Origin of the sequence: Mucilaginibacter mali, assembly GCF_013283875.1 — a bacterium.
GTDB classification, from domain to species: domain Bacteria; phylum Bacteroidota; class Bacteroidia; order Sphingobacteriales; family Sphingobacteriaceae; genus Mucilaginibacter; species Mucilaginibacter mali.
On sequence record NZ_CP054139.1, the window covers coordinates 2,051,450 to 2,070,569 of the forward strand.

General features: G+C 47.1%; 14 protein-coding genes. 8 read left to right on the top strand and 6 right to left on the bottom strand.

Going from position 1 to position 19,120, the window contains the following annotated elements; genetic code table 11:
• Positions 1-46: 46 nt before the first annotated feature.
• The 3 genes from HQ865_RS08645 to bioB all read left to right on the top strand — a co-directional run bounded on the left by HQ865_RS08645 (position 47) and on the right by bioB (position 2,801).
• Entirely contained in the window at positions 47-328 is a 282-nt protein-coding gene (locus HQ865_RS08645) for a hypothetical protein (RefSeq protein WP_173414512.1), read from the top strand.
• Positions 329-422: 94 nt separating this feature from the next.
• Positions 423-1,772: a magnesium transporter gene (gene mgtE, locus HQ865_RS08650; RefSeq protein ID WP_173414513.1), complete on the top strand. Its 1,350-nt coding sequence runs from the start codon at positions 423-425 to the stop codon at positions 1,770-1,772.
• 27 nt (positions 1,773-1,799) lie between these two features.
• The gene (bioB, locus tag HQ865_RS08655) at positions 1,800-2,801 is read left to right on the top strand and encodes a biotin synthase BioB (RefSeq protein ID WP_173414514.1); all 1,002 of its coding nucleotides are present in this window, start codon (positions 1,800-1,802) and stop codon (positions 2,799-2,801) included.
• Positions 2,802-2,998: 197 nt separating this feature from the next.
• Here bioB and hscA read toward each other — a convergent pair whose 3' ends face one another.
• A complete protein-coding gene (gene hscA, locus HQ865_RS08660) occupies positions 2,999-4,882 on the bottom strand; it encodes a Fe-S protein assembly chaperone HscA (protein WP_173414515.1) in 1,884 nt (627 codons plus the stop codon).
• Positions 4,883-4,996: 114 nt separating this feature from the next.
• Between hscA and HQ865_RS08665 the strand changes: the two genes are divergently transcribed.
• Positions 4,997-7,822, top strand: coding sequence for a hypothetical protein (locus HQ865_RS08665; protein WP_173414516.1), 2,826 nt, complete (start codon positions 4,997-4,999; stop codon positions 7,820-7,822).
• A gap of 67 nt (positions 7,823-7,889) precedes the next feature.
• On the opposite strand, the gene HQ865_RS08670 is transcribed toward HQ865_RS08665, so the two are convergent.
• Positions 7,890-8,645: a copper homeostasis protein CutC gene (locus HQ865_RS08670; RefSeq protein ID WP_173414517.1), complete on the bottom strand. Its 756-nt coding sequence runs from the start codon at positions 8,643-8,645 to the stop codon at positions 7,890-7,892.
• A gap of 59 nt (positions 8,646-8,704) precedes the next feature.
• Complete coding sequence (locus HQ865_RS08675; RefSeq protein WP_394353376.1) at positions 8,705-9,664, bottom strand: N(4)-(beta-N-acetylglucosaminyl)-L-asparaginase; 960 nt, start codon at positions 9,662-9,664, stop codon at positions 8,705-8,707.
• Between the two features lie 242 nt (positions 9,665-9,906).
• Here HQ865_RS08675 and HQ865_RS08680 point away from each other — a divergent pair, with 242 nt between their 5' ends.
• A complete protein-coding gene (locus tag HQ865_RS08680) occupies positions 9,907-10,875 on the top strand; it encodes a helix-turn-helix transcriptional regulator (protein WP_173414519.1) in 969 nt (322 codons plus the stop codon).
• On the opposite strand, the gene HQ865_RS08685 is transcribed toward HQ865_RS08680, so the two are convergent.
• Entirely contained in the window at positions 10,867-11,556 is a 690-nt protein-coding gene (locus HQ865_RS08685; protein WP_173414520.1) for an aspartate/glutamate racemase family protein, read from the bottom strand. The two genes, HQ865_RS08680 and HQ865_RS08685, sit on opposite strands and share 9 nt — an antisense overlap.
• A gap of 6 nt (positions 11,557-11,562) precedes the next feature.
• The gene (locus HQ865_RS08690) at positions 11,563-12,897 is read right to left on the bottom strand and encodes a dihydroorotase (protein WP_173414521.1); all 1,335 of its coding nucleotides are present in this window, start codon (positions 12,895-12,897) and stop codon (positions 11,563-11,565) included.
• Positions 12,898-13,156: 259 nt separating this feature from the next.
• Here HQ865_RS08690 and trxB point away from each other — a divergent pair, with 259 nt between their 5' ends.
• Entirely contained in the window at positions 13,157-14,113 is a 957-nt protein-coding gene (gene trxB, locus HQ865_RS08695) for a thioredoxin-disulfide reductase (RefSeq protein WP_173414522.1), read from the top strand.
• Positions 14,114-14,324: 211 nt separating this feature from the next.
• Here the strand turns inward: trxB and HQ865_RS08700 are convergent, their stop codons facing one another.
• Entirely contained in the window at positions 14,325-15,776 is a 1,452-nt protein-coding gene (locus HQ865_RS08700) for an IS1182 family transposase (RefSeq protein ID WP_173414268.1), read from the bottom strand.
• Positions 15,777-15,984: 208 nt separating this feature from the next.
• On the opposite strand from HQ865_RS08700, the gene HQ865_RS08705 reads away from it, so the two are divergent.
• Both HQ865_RS08705 and HQ865_RS08710 read left to right on the top strand, forming a co-directional pair.
• On the top strand, positions 15,985-18,285 hold the full coding sequence (locus HQ865_RS08705; protein WP_173414523.1) for a family 20 glycosylhydrolase: 2,301 nt from the start codon (positions 15,985-15,987) through the stop codon (positions 18,283-18,285).
• Between the two features lie 8 nt (positions 18,286-18,293).
• On the top strand, positions 18,294-19,052 hold the full coding sequence (locus tag HQ865_RS08710; protein ID WP_173414524.1) for a hypothetical protein: 759 nt from the start codon (positions 18,294-18,296) through the stop codon (positions 19,050-19,052).
• The last annotated feature ends 68 nt before the right edge of the window (positions 19,053-19,120 follow it).

Genomic DNA, 19,120 nt, shown 5'->3' on the forward strand with positions numbered 1-19,120 from the left:
GCTTTGTTATCCTCTTATCCTATAAAAACAAACCTTACAATTGGCTATGAAAACAACTTTACCTATTGGCATTTACCAGGAGAATGATAAGCGCTTCGAATTTGATTTTGCGCATTACCTGCTGAAGATAAAAACCTACGAGCACGACCGTGTATGGGGCACAACGGTATCGCCTTTTCGCGTTATAAAAAACGAAGACAGCCTTTACCTGCTAATACACAATTATGATCGCAGCGGCGACCGTATGATCATGATCGAATCGATGGATAGCGATGAACTGGTGATCAGTCATGATAATACTTCCTACAAACTCAACAAGGTTGCGTAAATACCAGTAACAATAGATCAGTTAATTGAAAAGGGCTATTTTGTAGCCCTTTTTTTATTGCCGGCTTGCCCAATAATGCGTAATTTGCCGCTGTATGCAATCGTTCGAGATCAATAAATCCGACCTGCTAAAACTGCGGGAAGCCCTGGAGGGTACAGATGCCGGCCTGGAAGCGGTTTTGCAGGAATACCACTCCTCCGAAATTGCCATCCTGTTCGAGAAGCTGGACGTGGAGGATCGCGAACGTATAATCAACATTCTTCCTGCTGATATCGCTTCTGAAGTTATTTCGGAAATGGACGAGGAGCATAACCCCGGCGAACTGTTGGTTGGTCTCGATCCGGAAAAGCGTTCGGAGATCGTAGAAGAACTGGATTATGACGATGCTACGGACATTATCTCGCAACTTGACGAGGAAGACCAGCAGGCCATATTAGCTGATATTGACCAGGACGATGCCAGCAGCATCCGCGCGCTGTTAAGTTACGAGGAAGATACGGCGGGCGGTCTGATGAACACCGACCTGATCCGTGTAAACATCAAATTGGATAAAAAGCACGCACTGGATGAGGTCATCCGCCAATCGGAGGAGATGGAGGAGTTTTATACCATTTACGCGGTTGATGATTCGGATGTTTTGCAGGGCATCGTATCGGTAAAGAATATCATTAAGGCCCGGGCCTCGGCCATGGTGTCCGACCTGATGATCACCGATTTTGTTTACGTTAAGGTCGACCTTGACCAGGAGGAGGTAGCCAGCCTGATATCGCAATATAACCTCACCAGTATCCCCGTGGTGGATGATAATATGCGCCTGCTTGGCCGGGTTACGGTTGATGATATCATCGACGTAATGGAGCAGGAAAACACCGAGGACATTCTGAAGATCTCCGGTGTATCCGAAGATGAGGAACTGAGCGGTAACTGGCAGGACGCGGTAAAAAGCCGTCTGCCGTGGCTTATTATAAACCTGGCTACAGCTTTTCTGGCGGCATCTGTGATCCGGTCTTACGAGGGGGTTGAAAAAGATGTTCCGGCTATTGTAGCCTATTTAACAATTATTGGCGGAATGGGCGGTAACTCAGCTACCCAGGCGCTGGCGGTAACAGTCAGGCGTATTTCGCTAAGCGACCTAACCGATAAGCAGGCTTACAATACCGTATTAAAAGAATTTTTAGTAGGGATGACCAACGGTGCAGTGAATGGCTTAATTGTATTGCTTTTTGCCTTTTTTTATGATGCCAACCCTATGCTGGGCCTGGTATTGTTTTTAGCCATGACAGGCAACCTGATTGTGGCTGGGTTAACAGGATCGGGTATCCCGTTGATATTGAAGCGGGTAGGGATAGACCCGGCTGTTGCATCATCTATAATTATTACCACTTTTACAGATTGTATTGGTTTTTTGCTGCCACTATGGTTGGCAAGTAAGCTTTTATTATAAATTTGAACCCTGAAAACGACATTTGATATGACTGAAGTACGCAATAACTGGACTAAAGAAGAGATAGCCGAAATATACAACACCCCATTATTAGACCTGATTTACCAGGCTGCTACCATCCACCGCGAGAATAAGGATTATGCCGAAGTGCAGATCAGTTCGCTGATATCGATAAAAACTGGCGGTTGCCCCGAAGATTGCGCTTACTGCCCGCAGGCGGCGCGTTACAATACAGGGGTAAACGTACATGCCATTTTACCGAAGGAGGAAGTTGTTGCCGCTGCTGAAAAGGCAAAGGCTGGTGGCGCATCGCGCCTGTGCATGGGCGCTGCCTGGCGCGAGGTACGCGATAATAAGGATTTTGATAAGGTGATAGATATGGTAAAGGCTGTTAACGAATTGGATATGGAGGTATGCTGCACGCTTGGCATGCTCACCGAAAGCCAGGCGCAACGCTTAGCCGATGCCGGCCTGTACGCCTACAACCATAACCTGGATACATCCGAAGAAGATTATAAACGCATTATCAGCACCCGTACTTATGATGAGCGCCTGCAAACTTTGCATAACGTGCGCAAAGCCAAGATCAGCGTTTGCAGTGGTGGCATCATCGGCCTCGGTGAAACGGTTGAAGACCGTATTTCTATGCTAAAAACTTTAAGTAACTTACCGCAACATCCTGAATCTGTGCCGATTAATGCATTGGTTCCGGTTAAAGGCACCCCACTGGCCGACCAAGCGAAGGTATCTGTTTGGGATATGGTGCGCATGGTGGCTACTGCCCGCATTGTGATGCCTAAAACGGTAGTAAGGTTATCAGCCGGCCGTACGGAGATGACCACAGTAGAGCAGGCATTCTGCTTTATGGCAGGTGCTAATTCTATTTTTGCAGGCGATAAACTACTGACCACGCCAAACCCTTCTTTCGATACGGATATGGCGATGTTTGAGATATTGGGCTTAAAGCCCCGCGAAGCCTTTAAAAACGGCAGGCCGAAGGCTTTGCAGCAGGAGGTTGTTGCGGAGTAAGAAGCTATGATTAAACAGAAAAAGGCGCATTAAGCGCCTTTTTCTGTTTAGCCTCATTGTCATTGCGAGGAGCAGCGAGGTATGTGTAGTGGGGCGACGCGGCAATCTCATAGGCAGGTCCTCGTTGTATGTCCTATGAGATTGCCGCGCTATCGCTCGCAATGACAAGTTGTTTATAAGTGCTAACTGCCTATTGTTTACTGCTCCCCATCATCCCCATCCGGGTTCTCCACACTCTTCCCGCGCATGGCCTGGCCAATGGCCTGATCCATCAAGCGCTCTGCAAAGGGGCGGGTAAATTCATTTAAAGTGTCTATGTTTTTATGCATCAGGTCTTTATCGCCCGATATTAAGGAAGCCTGTAAAACATCCATTAGTTTTTGCGTCTCCGATATTTCGGCAATAGAAAGCCATTCTGTATTCTTTTCGATGAAGCGTTTGGCCTGGTAGATCATCTGTTCGCCCTCGGTGCGGGCTTCAATTACCATGCGTTCGGCTACGTCGCCTTTAGCGTGGGTGATGCTGTCCATCAGCATTTGCTCCACCTGGTCGTCGGTAATACCGTAGGTAGGGGTAACCTCCACCTCCTGTTTTACGCCCGAGCGCAGTTCTATCGCCTGGATCTTCAAAATGCCATCGGCATTCAGCAAAAAATTAATATCCACCTTAGGGAAGCCTGCCGGCATGGCCGGGATGCCTTTTAGGTCGAACTCGGCCAGTTTGCGGTTCTCTTTGATCAGATCGCGCTCGCCCTGGTAAACGGCTATCTTCATGTTCACCTGGCCGTCTATGGAGGTAGTATACTGGCGACCGGCCTTTGTTGGTACCTTAGAGTTACGCGGGATGATGACATCCATCAAACCACCCATAGTTTCGATACCCAGGGATAATGGGGTAACATCCAGCAACAGGATATCCCGGCGGTTTCCGGCTAAAATATCGGCCTGTATGGCAGCGCCAAGGGCAACCACCTCATCAGGGTTAAGGTCATCGTGAACAGCTTTGCCGAAGAACTCCGACACCATCTTTTTAACCAGCGCGGTACGGGTAGAGCCGCCCACCATCACCACCTCATCAATGGCTTTAACATCTAAACCGGCATCTTTCAGCGCGTTTTTACAGCAATCTATGGTTTGCTGTACTTTAGGCAAAATCAAGCTTTCGAATGTATTACGATCCAGCGTACACCAGATCTCGCCTATCTTTTCGTTAAACAGGCTTTGGTGCGCGAATGCCTTTTTAGCTTCCTCGGCTTTCAGACGCATTTGCTGCATCAGGCCCGAATCGGCAGCGATAGCCGCTTTATCTAATTTGTTTTGTTCTATCCAGTAATTAACAATAGTGCGGTCAAAATCATCGCCACCCAAAAAGGTATCGCCGTTGGTAGAAAGTACTTCAAATATACCGTTCTGGATCTGTAAGATGGAAACATCGAAGGTGCCGCCGCCCAGATCGTATACGGCAATGGTCTTGGTTTCTTCGGGATCTAAACCGATGCCGTAGGCTAAACTGGCGGCTGTCGGCTCGTTAACAATGCGTAAAACATCCAGTCCGGCCAGTTTACCTGCGTCGCGGGTGGCCTGGCGCTGGCTATCATTAAAATAAGCCGGAACGGTGATCACGGCGCGGTTGACAGGCGTTTTAATAGCATGTTCAGCACGATCCTTCAGTTCCTTTAATATCATACCCGAAAGTTCAATAGGGGTGTAAAACTTATCACCCACCTTTATTTTCACCAGGCTTTCAGTATTATCGTCGATCACCTTGTAGGAGAAGAAGTCTTTATAATTTTCTATATCGTGGTAAGATCGGCCCAGTAAACGCTTAACCGAGAAGATGGTATTGGCCGGGTCGGTGGTCAGATATTCCTTTGCATCATTACCTACGGTGATGTCGCCTGCCGTGCCAAAATGCACTACTGACGGCACCAAAACGCCTTTACCGGTATCATTAATTACCTGCGGGTCTTTATCAGGATTGATGAACGCCACCAGCGAATTAGTGGTACCCAAATCTATCCCTACAATAATATCTTCCTTTTGCAATGAACCTGTTGCCAGGTTGATAGAAACTTTAGCCATGTAAACACGTTAACAAGCGGCAAATGTAGCGAGTTTTGCGCGATGGAGTGTCATGTTAGTGTGAATTGCTTCAGCTAATTGTTTTATAGCTATTTTGTTCCTAATTTCATGATAATGATTAAACCTAACTATTCCCATAAACTATTGCTGCTGTGGCTGCTGATAGCTGGAACTGCTGTAACCACTCATGCCCAGGAATTTGGCGGCAACCCGCCATCCATTAAATGGAACCAGGTGAACACGCCCGAAGCCAAAGTGATCTTCCCGGTGGGGATGGACAGCGCGGGCAGGAGAGTGGCCGACATCATCCACCGGATGAACGGCGCCGTGCAGCCTACCATTGGCTTTAAGCAAAGGCAGGTGAGCATTTTGCTGCAAAATCAAAATACCATATCAAACGCGTATGTGGGTTTAGCCCCGTTCCGCAGCGAATTTTACCTAACACCCGAACACAATAGTTTTGAACTTGGCAGCTTGAACTGGGTGGATCAACTGGCTATTCACGAGTACCGCCATGTGCAACAGTACAATAATTTTAACGTAGGCCTGTCGCACGGTCTAAAGGTAATCTTTGGCGAGGGCGGGCAGGCTTTGGGTAACGAATTAGCCGTCCCTAACTGGTTTTTTGAGGGTGATGCCGTTTATAACGAAACACTGGTAAGCAGTCAGGGCCGTGGCCGTATCCCATATTTTTTTAATGGCTACCGGGCATTGTGGGCAGCGGGGAAGAATTACAGTTACATGAAGCTGCGCAATGGATCGTATGTCGATTTCATCCCCGATCATTACCCTTTGGGCTATATGCTGGTAAGCTATGGCCGCGAAAAATACGGCAACCAGTTTTGGAAGAATGTTACGCATGATGCTGCCGCTTATCACTCTTTATTTTACCCTTTCCAAAGCGCGGTTAAGAAGAATGCAGGTATCGATTTTACAAAATTTCGTACAGACGCGTTGCAGTCGTTTAAGCAGAAATTTTCGGCAGATAGGGTAGAGCAGACAGTCGACAAGAAGCAGCACTTTATAGCCGACCAGGAATACCCTGCCTTTGTGAATGACGGGGTGATGGTGTATATGAAGAGCACCTACGATCATCGCCCGGTATTTGTGATGCGGAAAGGCGATAATGAAAGTGATATTAGGGTGAGGGATATCTCCATAGATAATTACTTTGCAGCTCATGGAGATAAGATAGTTTACGCCGCCTACCAGATAGACCCGCGCTGGGGCTACCGCACCTACAGCGACCTGCGCCTGTTGGATATTAATACCGGTCAGCAACAACAATTAAGCCGCCATACCCGGTATTTTGCCCCTGATTTTAGCCAAAATGGCCGCAAAATAATAACTGTTGATGTGGCAACATCGGGCAAGAACACCATACACATCCTGAATACTACCGATGGTAAGGTGCTTGAGGAGGTACCTAATCCGGACGGTATTTTCTACACTTATCCAAAGTTTTATGGCGATGACCAATTGGTATCTGCTATCCGGAATAAGGATGGCGACATGTACCTGTCTCTCATCGATATCAAAACCGGTAGGGTAAACCACCTGCTCAAAACTGCCATCTCCGGCTTCCCGACGGTGAAAAACGATACTATTTATTTCGCTGCCAGCATGGGCGAAAACGACCGACTATTTGCTCTGGCAATTAAGACCCGTAAATTATACCTTTTGGATAATGCGGAGATGAAAGGCAGTATCGGAAATTATCAACCGGCTGTAACCGATGGTAAAATGGCCTGGGTAAGCTTTACTGCTGCTGGTTATCAAATTCACGAAACTGATAAATCGTCGGTAAAATGGAACGATATTTCGGCGACCAGCATCAGCACTTTATCGGATCTCGGTATTCATTCTGTAGCTAAGGATAGTGCATCGGATGTATTGGTAAAGGTTAAGGATGAACCGCTACCGGTGACGAAATATAATAAGGCTTATCACCTGTTTAACTTCCATAGCCTTATCCCATCGTTTGACGACCCTAACTATTCCATATCGTTAGAGGGACAAAACGTGTTGAACACCTTTCAAAGCAGTCTGCTGTTTAATTATAACCGCGATGAAGGTTATAAGGAATTTGGCTTTGGTGGAGTGTATGGCGACTTGTATCCATATCTGCATGGTTCGGTAAATTACGTGGTCGACAGGAAGGGTTTTTACCGCGGCAGCGATGTTTACTGGAACGAGGCCGAGGCCCGCGTTGGCGCGCAGGTGCCGCTGGTGTTTACCAATGGTATCAATATCACCAACCTGTCGTTTGGTACCGATGTGGTTTATAATACCACCAGTTTCCAATCAGCCTACCGTAGCATGTTTGCCGACAGGACTTATACTTATCTTAACAATACCATCTCTATTAATAACCGCATCAGCAAAGCGAAACAAAATATTTACCCGCGGTTTGGACAAAGTCTTACGCTCAATTATAAATATGCCATGTCGGGCGTTACGGCCAACCAGTTCCTGGCATCGGGCGCGCTTTATTTGCCAGGCATCGGAATCAATCATAATTTGGTGTTGACCGGGGCCTTCCAGCAAAAGAACCGTAATAGCGTGATCAGCTTCTCCAATAACTTCCCGTTCTCGCGCGGGTACACTGCCGAGAACTTGTACCAACTGGAAAAATTTGGTGTGAACTATCACTTCCCAATCGCTTATCCCGATGCCGGCTTTGCCAATACCATTTACCTTACCCGCCTGCGTGGCAACCTGTTTTTTGATTATACCCACGCCAACGATTTCTATACAAACGGAACAACTTTCAAAGCCAAGTTCCGCACCGTAGGCGGCGAGGTTTATTTTGATACCTCATGGTTTAACCAGGTGCCCATTACCTTCGGCATCAGGTATAGTCATTTGCTGGATGATGATCTGTTTGGGGGATATGGGAGGAACAGGATAGAGTTGATCGTGCCGCTGACGCTTTTTTAGTCATTGGTCAAATGCATTCGGCATTTTTAAACACTTAGTGCAATGACTAATGACAGCAGCGAAATGACTATTTAATTAACAACCCATTCGCTATTGCGATAAGCTTCTTCACCACTAAAACATCGGTTTCGTAGGTGGCATATTCATCCACAAAGCGGCTGCCCATCATAATATTATCATTCCGGAATTGCATATCGCTGTGAATGATTGAGCGGGCAGAGGAATGGAATTCGGTAATACCGGTGAAGCGTACCAGGTGGCTCAGGTTGCTTTCGCTGATGCCACCCCCGGGCATGATCATGATGCGGTTGGCGGCTTTTTCCTTTAATTGGCGGATTGCACTGGCACCCTCCATGGCGCTCGATTTGCCGCCCGAAGTTAAAATGCGTTCGAAGCCTAATTTGATGACATCTTCCAAAGCCTTTTCCTGGTCGTTGCAAACATCAAAGGCGCGGTGAAAGGTAACACCTAAACCATGTTTGCGGGCAAGGCTGGCCAATTGCAGATTGCGTTCTATATCCACGCTGCCATCCTTATTCAAAATGCCGAAAACTAAACCGTCGCAGCCATGATCGATACACATGCGCGCGTCTTCTATCATTACTTCAAACTCGTTTGCGGTATACAGGAAATCGCCGCTGCGTGGCCTGATGAGGGCGTAAAGTTTAATGCTGAGTTCCTTGCGGGCAATTATAATATGGCCTAATGATGGGGTGGTGCCTCCCTGGTGTAAGTTATTGCATAATTCAACCCGGGCGGCGCCGCCCGTTTGTGCTGAAATAGCTGATGTTGCAGAGTTGGCGCATACCTCTAATGAAATCATGTTTAGGCCGATGTTTATAGTTAATGTAGGGTTAGCTAATTAAACTATAAAGATACGCATTAACTATTATAAAAGCTCTTTCCTTTTATCAAAAGGTCTTGTTTTTCTTTGTTACACACCGCGAACGAGAATCCCTTCTGTATGGCGTAAGCCCCATATTCACCTTTTTTGTTGATAGCCAGGAAGCCCACCTGTATCTCCTTAGCAGTCTGCGGCTTCTTTTTAATAATGCGGTTAACAGCTTCGCGGCAAGCGTCCTCCGGGCTATAACCGCGGCGCATCAGTTCAACCACCAAAAAGCTGCCCACGTTGCGGATCACTTCTTCGCCCACACCGGTTGATGTCGCGCCGCCCACCTCGTTATCTACATACAGGCCCGCGCCAATAATAGGGCTGTCGCCTACGCGGCCATGCATTTTGAAGGCCATACCGCTGGTGGTGCACGCGCCCGATATATTTCCCTTGCTATCCAGCGCCAGCATGCCAATGGTATCGTGATTATACTTACTGCCGGGCATTTGGTTCTCAATGTTCATTACCGGTTTATACTCGGCTTTTTTCAGCCACTTCTTCCATTCCTTTTCCGATTCAGGCGTCAGCAAATGCTCCTTCTTCATGCCGTTCTCTATGGCAAACTGGCGGGCACCGTCGCCTACCAGCATTACGTGCGGGGTTTTCTCCATCACCATGCGGGCAACAGAAATAGGGTGGGCAATATCCTCCATCGCCGCTACCGATCCGCAATTGCCAAACTCGTCCATAATACAGGCATCCAGCGTAACAAAGCCGTCGCGATCCGGGTAACCAGCGCGACCAACAGTATGGTTTTTCATATCAGCTTCGGGTATTTTAACGCCGGCTTCAACGGCGTCGAGCGCGCGGCCGCCCTTACTTAATACTGCCCAGGCACCCGCGTTGGCGGCGATACCAAAATCCCAGGTAGAGATAACTACCGGTAAAGTAGATTTGCCGCCCGTTTCCGGATCGGCCTTAACGATACGTGGGAAAATGGAAGCCATGGACGCGCCAATGGCCGATAGTTTAATAAACTTACGCCTGTTATACATGTCTGTTAATAATGGTTAATAAGTGCTAATATATATTTAAAGGTACATACATAAGCCAATTGTATCCGGAATAATACTCGTTTGTCCACCGTATGTCCTCCCTTTTATAGCATGCCGAAATAAATTAAAGTAAAAATGATAATAAAATTAGCAATTTAAATACCGATATTAGCCTTGAACAAAATAGTTTGCTCATGAATCGCATCGACCGCATATCTGCCATACTGATCCAACTTCAATCACGTCGTGTGGTAAAGGCATCGGATATTGCCGAGCGCTTTGATATCAGCCTGCGTACGGTTTACCGCGATGTGAAAACATTGGAGGAAGCCGGCGTACCAATCATAGGCGAAGCCGGTGTGGGTTACTCGATAATGGATGGCTATCGCTTGCCGCCGGTGATGTTTACCAGGGAGGAAGCCACCGCCTTTTTAACCGCCGAGAAGTTTGTAGAAAAGCTGACTGATAGCGAAACCAGTGCGAATTACCAATCGGCCATGTATAAGGTAAAGGCGGTGTTACGTTCGGCAGATAAGCATGCGCTGGAGGATATAGACAGCAATATCGCCGTGTTGCGTTCAAGAAACCACCGGCCCGAAGACGCCGACCATAACACCTTGCAACCGATACTGAATGGCATTACCAATAAAAGCGTGTTGGGCCTTGATTATTTTGCCCTGCATAGCCAGGAGCATACCACCCGCCATGTGGAACCTGTAGGCATATTTTTTTCGGAGGGCAAATGGCACCTCATTGCCTTTTGCCGGCTGCGGAACGATTACCGCGATTTCCGGGTCGACCGCATCAAAAAGTTATATACCACCGGTTTAAAGTTTGAGCAGGAGCATCCCACACTGAAGCAATACCTCTCGCAGGTGGCTAAAGAGCAGAAGCTGCATACGGTAGTGATCAGGGTTGATTCATCGGCCTGCGCGTTTATCGATTCGCAAAAATACTACAGCGGTTTTGTATCGCAGGAGAATGTGGGTAATGCTGTACAAATGACCTTCCTGACGCATTCTATCGAGGGCTTTGCCCGATGGTACCTGATGTTTGGCGATAAGGCCAGTATTGTCGAGTCTGATTTTCTAAAGGATAAGGTCAGGACTATTTTGGATGGTGTGCTAAAGAATGTACCGGTTGATAACCTGCAACTAACTTAATGCGTAAGCCACTGCCGCTGCCGAATGAATGCGTGTGGTATCAAAAACAGGTACGCTCACATCATCTTGATTGATGAGTAAAGGTATCTCTGTGCAGCCTAATATGATGCCTTCCGCGCCCCGGGCAATCAGTCGGTCTATGATTTCAAGATAACGTCGCTTAGTTTCAGGCAAGGTAATGCCCTTTGACAATTCGCTATGTAAAGTGGTGTGAATGTACAGCCTGTCCTCATCACCAGGGATGATCGCTTCAATATTTTGCTCGTGCAGCTTATCTTTAAAAAAGTCCATCTCCATGGTAAAGCGCGTGCCTAATAAGCCTACTTTTTTAAGGTTTTGTTTGGTAATGGCATTGGCCGTTGCCGTGGCGATATGTATCACCGGGATGCCGATGCGTTGCTCCAGCTCGGCGGCAATTTTGTGCATGGTGTTGGCGCAAAGTACGATGGCTGTCGCGCCGCATTGCTTCAAGCCCTCGCAGGCAACGGTAAACTTATCAAGCGTGTCGGCCCAGTTACCGCTTTCGTTGTTTCTTATAATATCCTGGTAATTAAAGGAATATATAACGCAGTTGGCGAAATTAATACCACCTAATTGCTGGTTAATCCCCTCGTTAATGAATCGGTAATAATCTACCGTAGATACCCAGCTAATACCACCAATAAGCCCGATGATCTTCATTACTTTTTACCTTTCAAAGGATAGACGCCTGCCGTTAACACCCTCTATCAATTTACCATCGCTATAAGCCAAATTGCCTGATACAATGGTATGCGTTACCGACGAATGAAATGTTTCACCCTCAAACGGACTCCATTTGCATTTGTATAGTATATTGCCGGTTTCCACTTTATTTGCTCTGTTCAAGTCTACCAATACCAAATCGGCCCAGTAGCCTTCTCGTATAAAACCACGTTTTTCAACTTGGAAGCAGATGGCTACATTATGCGCCATCTTCTCGACTATTTGCTCTAAGGTGATCTTGCCTTTGTGATATAGTTCCAGCATAGCCGGTAAAGCGTGCTGCACCAGCGGCCCGCCCGATGGTGCCTGTAAATAAGACTGTGCTTTTTCTTCGATGGTGTGCGGGGCGTGATCCGTAGCGATCACATCTATACGGCCATCTAAAACAGCGGCCAAGATACCATCGCGGTCATGTGCAGTTTTCACGGCCGGGTTCCATTTGATCAGGTTGCCCTTGGTGGCATAATCCGAATCGCTAAACCATAGGTGGTGTACGCAGGCTTCGGCGGTGATGCGCTTATCTTTTAACGGGATGCTGTTATCAAACAGGTGTGTTTCCTTTTCGGTAGAGATATGCAGGATGTGCAGGCGGGTGTTATTCTTTTTCGCCAGTTCAACCGCCATTGATGACGACAGGTAACAAGCTTCCTCGCTGCGGATGATGGGGTGATAATCTATTGTGATATTATCGCCCAGTAACTCTTTATAATGCGCCATGTTTCGTCTGATGGTCGCTTCGTCTTCGCAATGCGTAGCGATCAGCATCGGCGACTCGGCAAAAAGCTTTTCCAACGTGCCGGGGTTATCCACCAGCATATTCCCGGTTGATGAACCCATGAACACCTTGATCCCACAAACGTTTTTAATATCGGTTTTCAATACCTCATCCAAATTATCGTTACTGGCCCCCATAAAAAACGAGTAGTTAGCCAGCGACTTCTGCGCCGCTATGGCATACTTATCGGCCAGCAGTTCCTGTGTTAAAGTATTGGGCACCGTATTCGGCATCTCCATAAATGAAGTGATGCCACCCGCAACTGCCGCGCGTGATTCGGTATAGATCTCGGCCTTATGTGTAAGCCCCGGCTCGCGGAAGTGAACCTGGTCATCAATACAGCCAGGCAATAGGTGCAGGCCTTCGGCGTTGATGGTTTGGTCGGCTTGCGTATCTATATGTTGGTCGATGCGTTCGATATAGCCATCTTTAACTAAAAGGTCGGCAACAAATTGTTTGCCTTCGTTAACTATGGTGGCTGATTTGATGAGGATGGTAGACATAATGGAGGTAAGTATCTAATAGGTGCAAATCTAATAAAATATGGACGACGTACCGGTATTAATCAAAATGTCATGCTGAACTTGTTTCAGCACCCCATCACTCAGGTCAAGTATGTAAAGATTACACGATGCAAATAGGTCCCGAAACAAGTTTGGGATGACTTGTTGTTAGTTGGTCAGTTTCTAATTGCACAACCCTGACCAATGCCTATTGCCCCGCACCACAATAAACACTAAATTCGCACACTATTTTATTACCATGTCTCAAGAAACTGAACACGTAAAATGCCTGATCATCGGGTCGGGCCCGGCAGGCTATACGGCTGCCATATATGCATCGCGCGCCGATCTGAAGCCTGTATTATATACAGGCATACTGGCCGGCGGCCAGCTAACCCAAACCACCGAGGTAGAAAACTATCCCGGCTACCCTGATGGCATCCAGGGCCCCGAAATGATGGAGAACTTCCGCCGCCAGGCCGAGCGGTTGGGTACCGATATCCGTTTCGGTTATATCACTTCGGTTGATTTTAGCAGCCTGCCGCATAAGGTAGTGGTTGATGAAAGCAAAACCATCCTGGCCGATACGGTGATCATCTCTACCGGTGCATCCGCCAAATGGCTGGGTTTGGAATCAGAGCAGAAATATAACGGCTTCGGCGTATCGGCCTGTGCCGTTTGCGATGGTTTCTTCTTCCGCGGGCAGGATGTGGCTATTGTAGGGGCAGGGGACACCGCCGCTGAAGAGGCTACCTATTTAGCCAAGCTTTGCAAAAAGGTGTACATGCTGGTAAGGCGCGATGAGTTCCGCGCATCAAAAGCGATGATGCACCGCGTACTGAACACCCACAACATCGAGATATTATATAATACCGAAACCAAAGAAATTGTAGGCGACGGTATGAATGTAACTGGCGTTAAAGTACAGAACAATCAAAACAACGAAGAAAAGACACTGGAGGTAACCGGTTTCTTTGTAGCCATTGGCCACCACCCGAATACCGATATTTTTAAAGGCTGGCTGGATATGGACGAAACAGGTTATATCAAAACCAAAGCGGGCAGCACGTATACCAACATCGAGGGGGTATTTTGCTGTGGCGATGCGCAGGACCATGTTTACCGCCAGGCGGTAACAGCGGCAGGTACCGGCTGTATGGCCGCTATTGATGCCGAACGTTACCTGGCCGCTAAGGAGCATGTAGTAACCGCGTAAATGATGTAAAACAACACAAAAAAGGCCCGTTTAAAACGGAGGTCACTGAAAAAGTAGCTCAATAAAACGGCGCACTTAAAGCGATCAAGAGAAAGGCAACCTTTACTTGGTCGCTTTTTTATTTGAGTTTACAGGAGGAAGATTATTTGTCGTTGATGATACAGGCCAGTTAGGGTAGCGATGTGCGGCTAAGCGCTATTTTAGCTAAGACTTAGCTCATCAATTTGATGATCCTTTTCAGATTGACGGTGAAGATAGCCAAGGCGCCCTGCATCTGCATATTTTCGATTCCGTAGGCTATTGCCCGGTCATAACCATGAGCATTTTTCAACTCGCTGTTCTTGGCTTCGATCTTATACCTGTGTTTGCTGCTTTGTTTATACTCGTCAGTTTCCTGAAATGCCATTTGCTGTTGGTGCAGACCTGATTTAATGCTAACGGAATAGGTTTTGGTTTTGGCCCCAGGCTTATAGCAACCATCTCTCAATGGACATACCTTACACTTTTCAACATCAAAGTAATAAGTATCAACCTGATTCTCTCCGATATCCTTTTTACCCCCGCGCGCCTTCCGGATAGCCAGATGCCCGGCCGGGCAGACGAACCGATCAGCATCTTTATTGTAATCAAACTTATTTTCATCTTTTCTGAAGCCCTGGGTGATCGACGGGTTGAGTTTAGCCACCAGTTTGATATCTTGTTCATTTGTCATTTCAAGGTTCTCTTTCCCTGAATAAGCAGAATCCCCGATGATCGTTTTTACGTCAATGCCATTCTGCTGACTGATCTCCAAAAGCTTAGGGAGTTCCGGGCCATCGCCTTTTTCACCCGAGGTGACCACCGCTGCGGTAATGATGCGTTCTTCGGTCATCGCCAGATGGGTCTTATAGCCAAAGAAGGAGCTATCAGCCGATTTATGGCCGGTTTTAGCATCCTTGTCTTTGGATAACGTATAGTGCTCCTGCGTGTCTGCTACCGTCTCCTTCAACAGGTTCAGCTTTTCTTTTACCGCAGGTATCTGGCTTAACGGCGGGTCGGCTTCAATATACTTTTCCAATGCACTGCAATAGGCAAGTTCTTTTTCCAGTTCATCCGTGGTGTTCTTTTCCGGCATCCCTGCCTTCATATCTTCATCTATGGCATACACCGCTTTGCGAAGCCGTTTCGAGCGCTCCCTTAATACTTCTAAGGCTGAATACGGATTTGATCTTGACAGGGAATGTGTAGCATCAACTGTAATGGACTTTGACCGGATGATCCCCTTTTCAATGGCGATGGTTACCGTTTTATTGATGAGCAGGTTTAACAGATCGTTATCCTTCAGCCGAAGCTTTCTGAACTTGGTCAATGAGCTCGGATCGATAACCCCTTCCTCTGGAGACATCTCCAGAAAATATTTGAAGGACATGTCATACTGCGAACGTTCCACCACATCTACATCTGAAACCGTATAGATCGTTTTCAACAGCAGATATTTGAACATCCGTACAGGGCTTTCGGCTGTCCGCCCATTGGTTGTGCAATATTTGCTGATCAATTCCTCGTAGATAAACGTAAAATCTATCAGGTCATTGATCTTCCGCAGAAGATTATCTTTCGGAACGATCAGGTCATATAACCCTGAGTATGCACTGAACTGGATCTGCTGTTGCTGAATGAGCATCTTAGTGTCTTTCTTTTGACACTTTAATATACTAAAAAAGGAGCAGAAAACTTTCGCCTTCTGCTCCCTTTTCCCTATTGGACTTTTTCAGTGCCCTCTTAAAACGGGCCTTTTTTGTGTTATTGATTTTTTACATGCTATCAATAGCATAAATTTTAAAAATCTGTTAACTTCACGGTTTCAGTTTTAAATACTATTGATAGGGTTTATGTATAAAAAGTCGGCACTGCTTGTTATTGTATGGTTAATTATTGCAAATATTGTAAACGCCCAGGTTAAGGAGCCCAATTTGGGGATCATCCCGGCGCCGGTATCGATCAGGCAGACCAATGGTCAGTTTGTGCTGAGCCAGGAAACCGTTATCCTGGCCGATAGCACCGAGAATAAGGCTGTAAAATTTCTGGCCGATTTTCTACTGAATAAATACGCGTTAAAGAACCAGCTTAAAGCCAACACCGGCGTTGCTGCCAACAATGCTATTATCCTAACCGCTTCCGGCACCGATGGCTTAGCCCCCGAGGGCTATCGCCTGAAAATTACACCTCAACAGGTTACTATTGCAGGCAAGGGAGCCGGTTTGTTTTATGGTATCCAAACCCTTATCCAGCTTTTGCCTTTGGAACACGGCGCTACCGTTAAATTGCCGGGGGTTGAGATTGAAGATTATCCCCGCTTCGGTTACCGCGGTGTACACCTTGATGTTTGCCGCCACTTTTTTGGAGCGCAATTCGTTAAAAAATATATCGACCTTTTGGCCGCTTACAAAATGAATACCTTCCACTGGCACCTAACCGATGACCAGGGCTGGCGCATCGAGATCAAGAAATATCCGCGGTTAACACAGGTTGGCAGCCAGCGTGCGCAAACACTTATTGGCAAATATACCGACCGCAATCCACAGTACGATGGTACGCCCCATGGTGGCTATTATACCCAGGAGGAAATAAAAGATGTAATTAAATACGCTGCCGACCGCTATATCAATATCGTACCCGAAATTGAAATGCCGGGCCACTCGCTGGCTGCTATTGCCGCTTACCCGCAGCTAAGCTGCGACCCGTCTAAAACCTACAAGGTAGGCGAAACCTGGGGTGTGGTAAGCGATGTGTATTGCCCTACCGAATACACCTTTAACTTTTTACAGGATGTGCTGACCGAGGTGATCGATCTGTTCCCCAGCAAGTATATACACATTGGTGGTGATGAAGTACCTAAGGAGGCCTGGAAGAAATCGGAGTTTTGCCAGAAACTGATCAAAAAGCTGAAGTTGAAAGATGAGCATGGCCTGCAAAGCTATTTTATACAGCGTATGGAGAAGTTCGTTAACTCCAAAGGTCGCAGCATTATCGGTTGGGACGAAATACTGGAAGGCGGCCTTGCACCCAATGCTACTGTAATGAGCTGGCGCGGCGAGGCCGGTGGTATCGCGGCAGCCAAACAAAATCACAACGTGATCATGACACCAGGCAGCGGCGGTTTGTATTTCGACCACCTGCAGGGGCCTGCCAGCCGTGAGCCGATCAGCATTGGCGGTTTCGCGCCGTATAGCAAGGTTTACAGCTATAACCCTGTACCGGCCGTATTAAGTGCCGACCAGCAAAAGTATATCCTGGGCGTGCAGGCCAATTTATGGACGGAGTATATCGCTACCGAAGATAAAGTAGAATATATGCTACTGCCACGTTTATTCGCCTTGAGCGAGGTAGCTTGGACTCCTTTGGCCAACAAGGATCTTAATAACTTTGAACTGCGCTTACCACGCCATTTGGCCTGGCTGGATAAGGCCGGTTATACCTACAGGCTGCCAAAAGCCAATGGCGCTATAGATACCATGACCGTAGGCACCCAATTGAATGTTAACCTTACGCCGCCATTCCCGGGCGCTAAGATCTATTACACGATTGATGGCTTTGATCCGGGGGAGACCACTTTGTTATATGATCATCCATTCACTTTAGATGTTCCCGAAGGGCAATTCCGTGAATTAAAGACGGTGGTGATCACTCCGGCAGGACATACCAGTTTGGTTTCGCATGCCATGGTGAGTAACAAGCCGGCATTGGCACCGGTTAGCTTTGATGGCACAACGCCTGGAGTGAAGTACAAAGTGATGAGCGGTATCTTCACCGAAGCCAACCAATTGGAAGCCGCCCCGGTGATCGATTCGGGGGTAGTTAAAACATTCAGCACAGCGGCCTTTAAAAAGAATAAGGCTTATGGCGTAATATATACCGGTTATATACGTATTGATAATGATGGAAAATACCTGTTTGCCACCAAACAGGGCGATGGCGCCAACATATTGATAGACGACCAAACCGTAGTGCTGAACGATGCCAAGCACGGTTTATACCATGACGGGGGCGAGGTGCTGCTGCAAAAGGGCTATCATAAATTTACGCTGAAATATTTTGAAGCCACCGCTTCAAATAATAACGTATTGCATATTTATATGACCATCCCCGGCAAACCACAGGGCGAGCTATCGGCCGAATCCATCTATAACTAAATAATGTGATGAGAAATATATTACGTTGTTGCCTATTTTTATTTACCGGTTCGGGCTTGTTGGTGGCTTGTACGCAGGAGCAACCCAAAAAGAATTTTGCCGATGCCAAATCAACAGCGCCTGCTGTGATGCAGCCTTTTCGTTTCCATAAGATGATAGAGGTATCGCCCGGGCAGGATTTTGATATCATGAGCTGGGGCAGGGGTAGTACCACATCGGGTTCGTTGCTGATCCTGCGGTCGGATACCATTAGTAAAACCTTTACCACCACCACCGGTGATCTGGATGGCGCCATTGCCGATGTGTTTAACTCGGATATGGATGCTGATGGGAATCCGGAATTGCTGATCGAAGCTAAGGCTAAAGATACCATTGCTTATATGTCTATCTACGCGTACGAGTTTAACGAAAGCAAAGCCAGCAAGCTTGATTTCCCTAAACTGACATCTACGCAAAAGAAGGGCTATCGTGGCAACGATAATTTTTACATGAAGGATGGCAAGCTGATACGCGAATACCCGATATACGATGGGAATACATCGGCAGCTAAGCCAACCGGACAAAAGCGTGTACTGCAATACAATATGCGCAGCAACAGTTTAACGGTGAAAGACCTGAGCGCCGATACCCTGAAAATGAAGGGGGATACCACAGCGGTAAAGAAGCCGGTGGAGAAGAAGGAAGAACCTAAGAACACTAAAACCGAAAAGAAGACAACTAAGCATAAGGAAACTCCTAAGAAAAAGAAGAAGCATCATCGTGGATAGGGGGTGTTTAAGGTCAAAAAAAGGTTAACACAATGTAACATAATTTTAGTGGTATTTTGTATTAAGTA

Bases quoted from the DNA above. Each gene is read 5' to 3' on its own strand.
- HQ865_RS08645 (WP_173414512.1), top strand. From the start codon at position 47: ATGAAAACAACTTTACCTATTGGCATTTACCAGGAGAATGATAAGCGC.
- mgtE (WP_173414513.1), top strand. From the start codon at position 423: ATGCAATCGTTCGAGATCAATAAATCCGACCTGCTAAAACTGCGGGAA.
- bioB (WP_173414514.1), top strand. From the start codon at position 1,800: ATGACTGAAGTACGCAATAACTGGACTAAAGAAGAGATAGCCGAAATA.
- hscA (WP_173414515.1), bottom strand. From the start codon at position 4,882: ATGGCTAAAGTTTCTATCAACCTGGCAACAGGTTCATTGCAAAAGGAA.
- HQ865_RS08665 (WP_173414516.1), top strand. From the start codon at position 4,997: ATGATTAAACCTAACTATTCCCATAAACTATTGCTGCTGTGGCTGCTG.
- HQ865_RS08670 (WP_173414517.1), bottom strand. From the start codon at position 8,645: ATGATTTCATTAGAGGTATGCGCCAACTCTGCAACATCAGCTATTTCA.
- HQ865_RS08675 (WP_394353376.1), bottom strand. From the start codon at position 9,664: ATGGCTTCCATTTTCCCACGTATCGTTAAGGCCGATCCGGAAACGGGC.
- HQ865_RS08680 (WP_173414519.1), top strand. From the start codon at position 9,907: ATGAATCGCATCGACCGCATATCTGCCATACTGATCCAACTTCAATCA.
- HQ865_RS08685 (WP_173414520.1), bottom strand. From the start codon at position 11,556: ATGAAGATCATCGGGCTTATTGGTGGTATTAGCTGGGTATCTACGGTA.
- HQ865_RS08690 (WP_173414521.1), bottom strand. From the start codon at position 12,897: ATGTCTACCATCCTCATCAAATCAGCCACCATAGTTAACGAAGGCAAA.
- trxB (WP_173414522.1), top strand. From the start codon at position 13,157: ATGTCTCAAGAAACTGAACACGTAAAATGCCTGATCATCGGGTCGGGC.
- HQ865_RS08700 (WP_173414268.1), bottom strand. From the start codon at position 15,776: ATGCTCATTCAGCAACAGCAGATCCAGTTCAGTGCATACTCAGGGTTA.
- HQ865_RS08705 (WP_173414523.1), top strand. From the start codon at position 15,985: ATGTATAAAAAGTCGGCACTGCTTGTTATTGTATGGTTAATTATTGCA.
- HQ865_RS08710 (WP_173414524.1), top strand. From the start codon at position 18,294: ATGAGAAATATATTACGTTGTTGCCTATTTTTATTTACCGGTTCGGGC.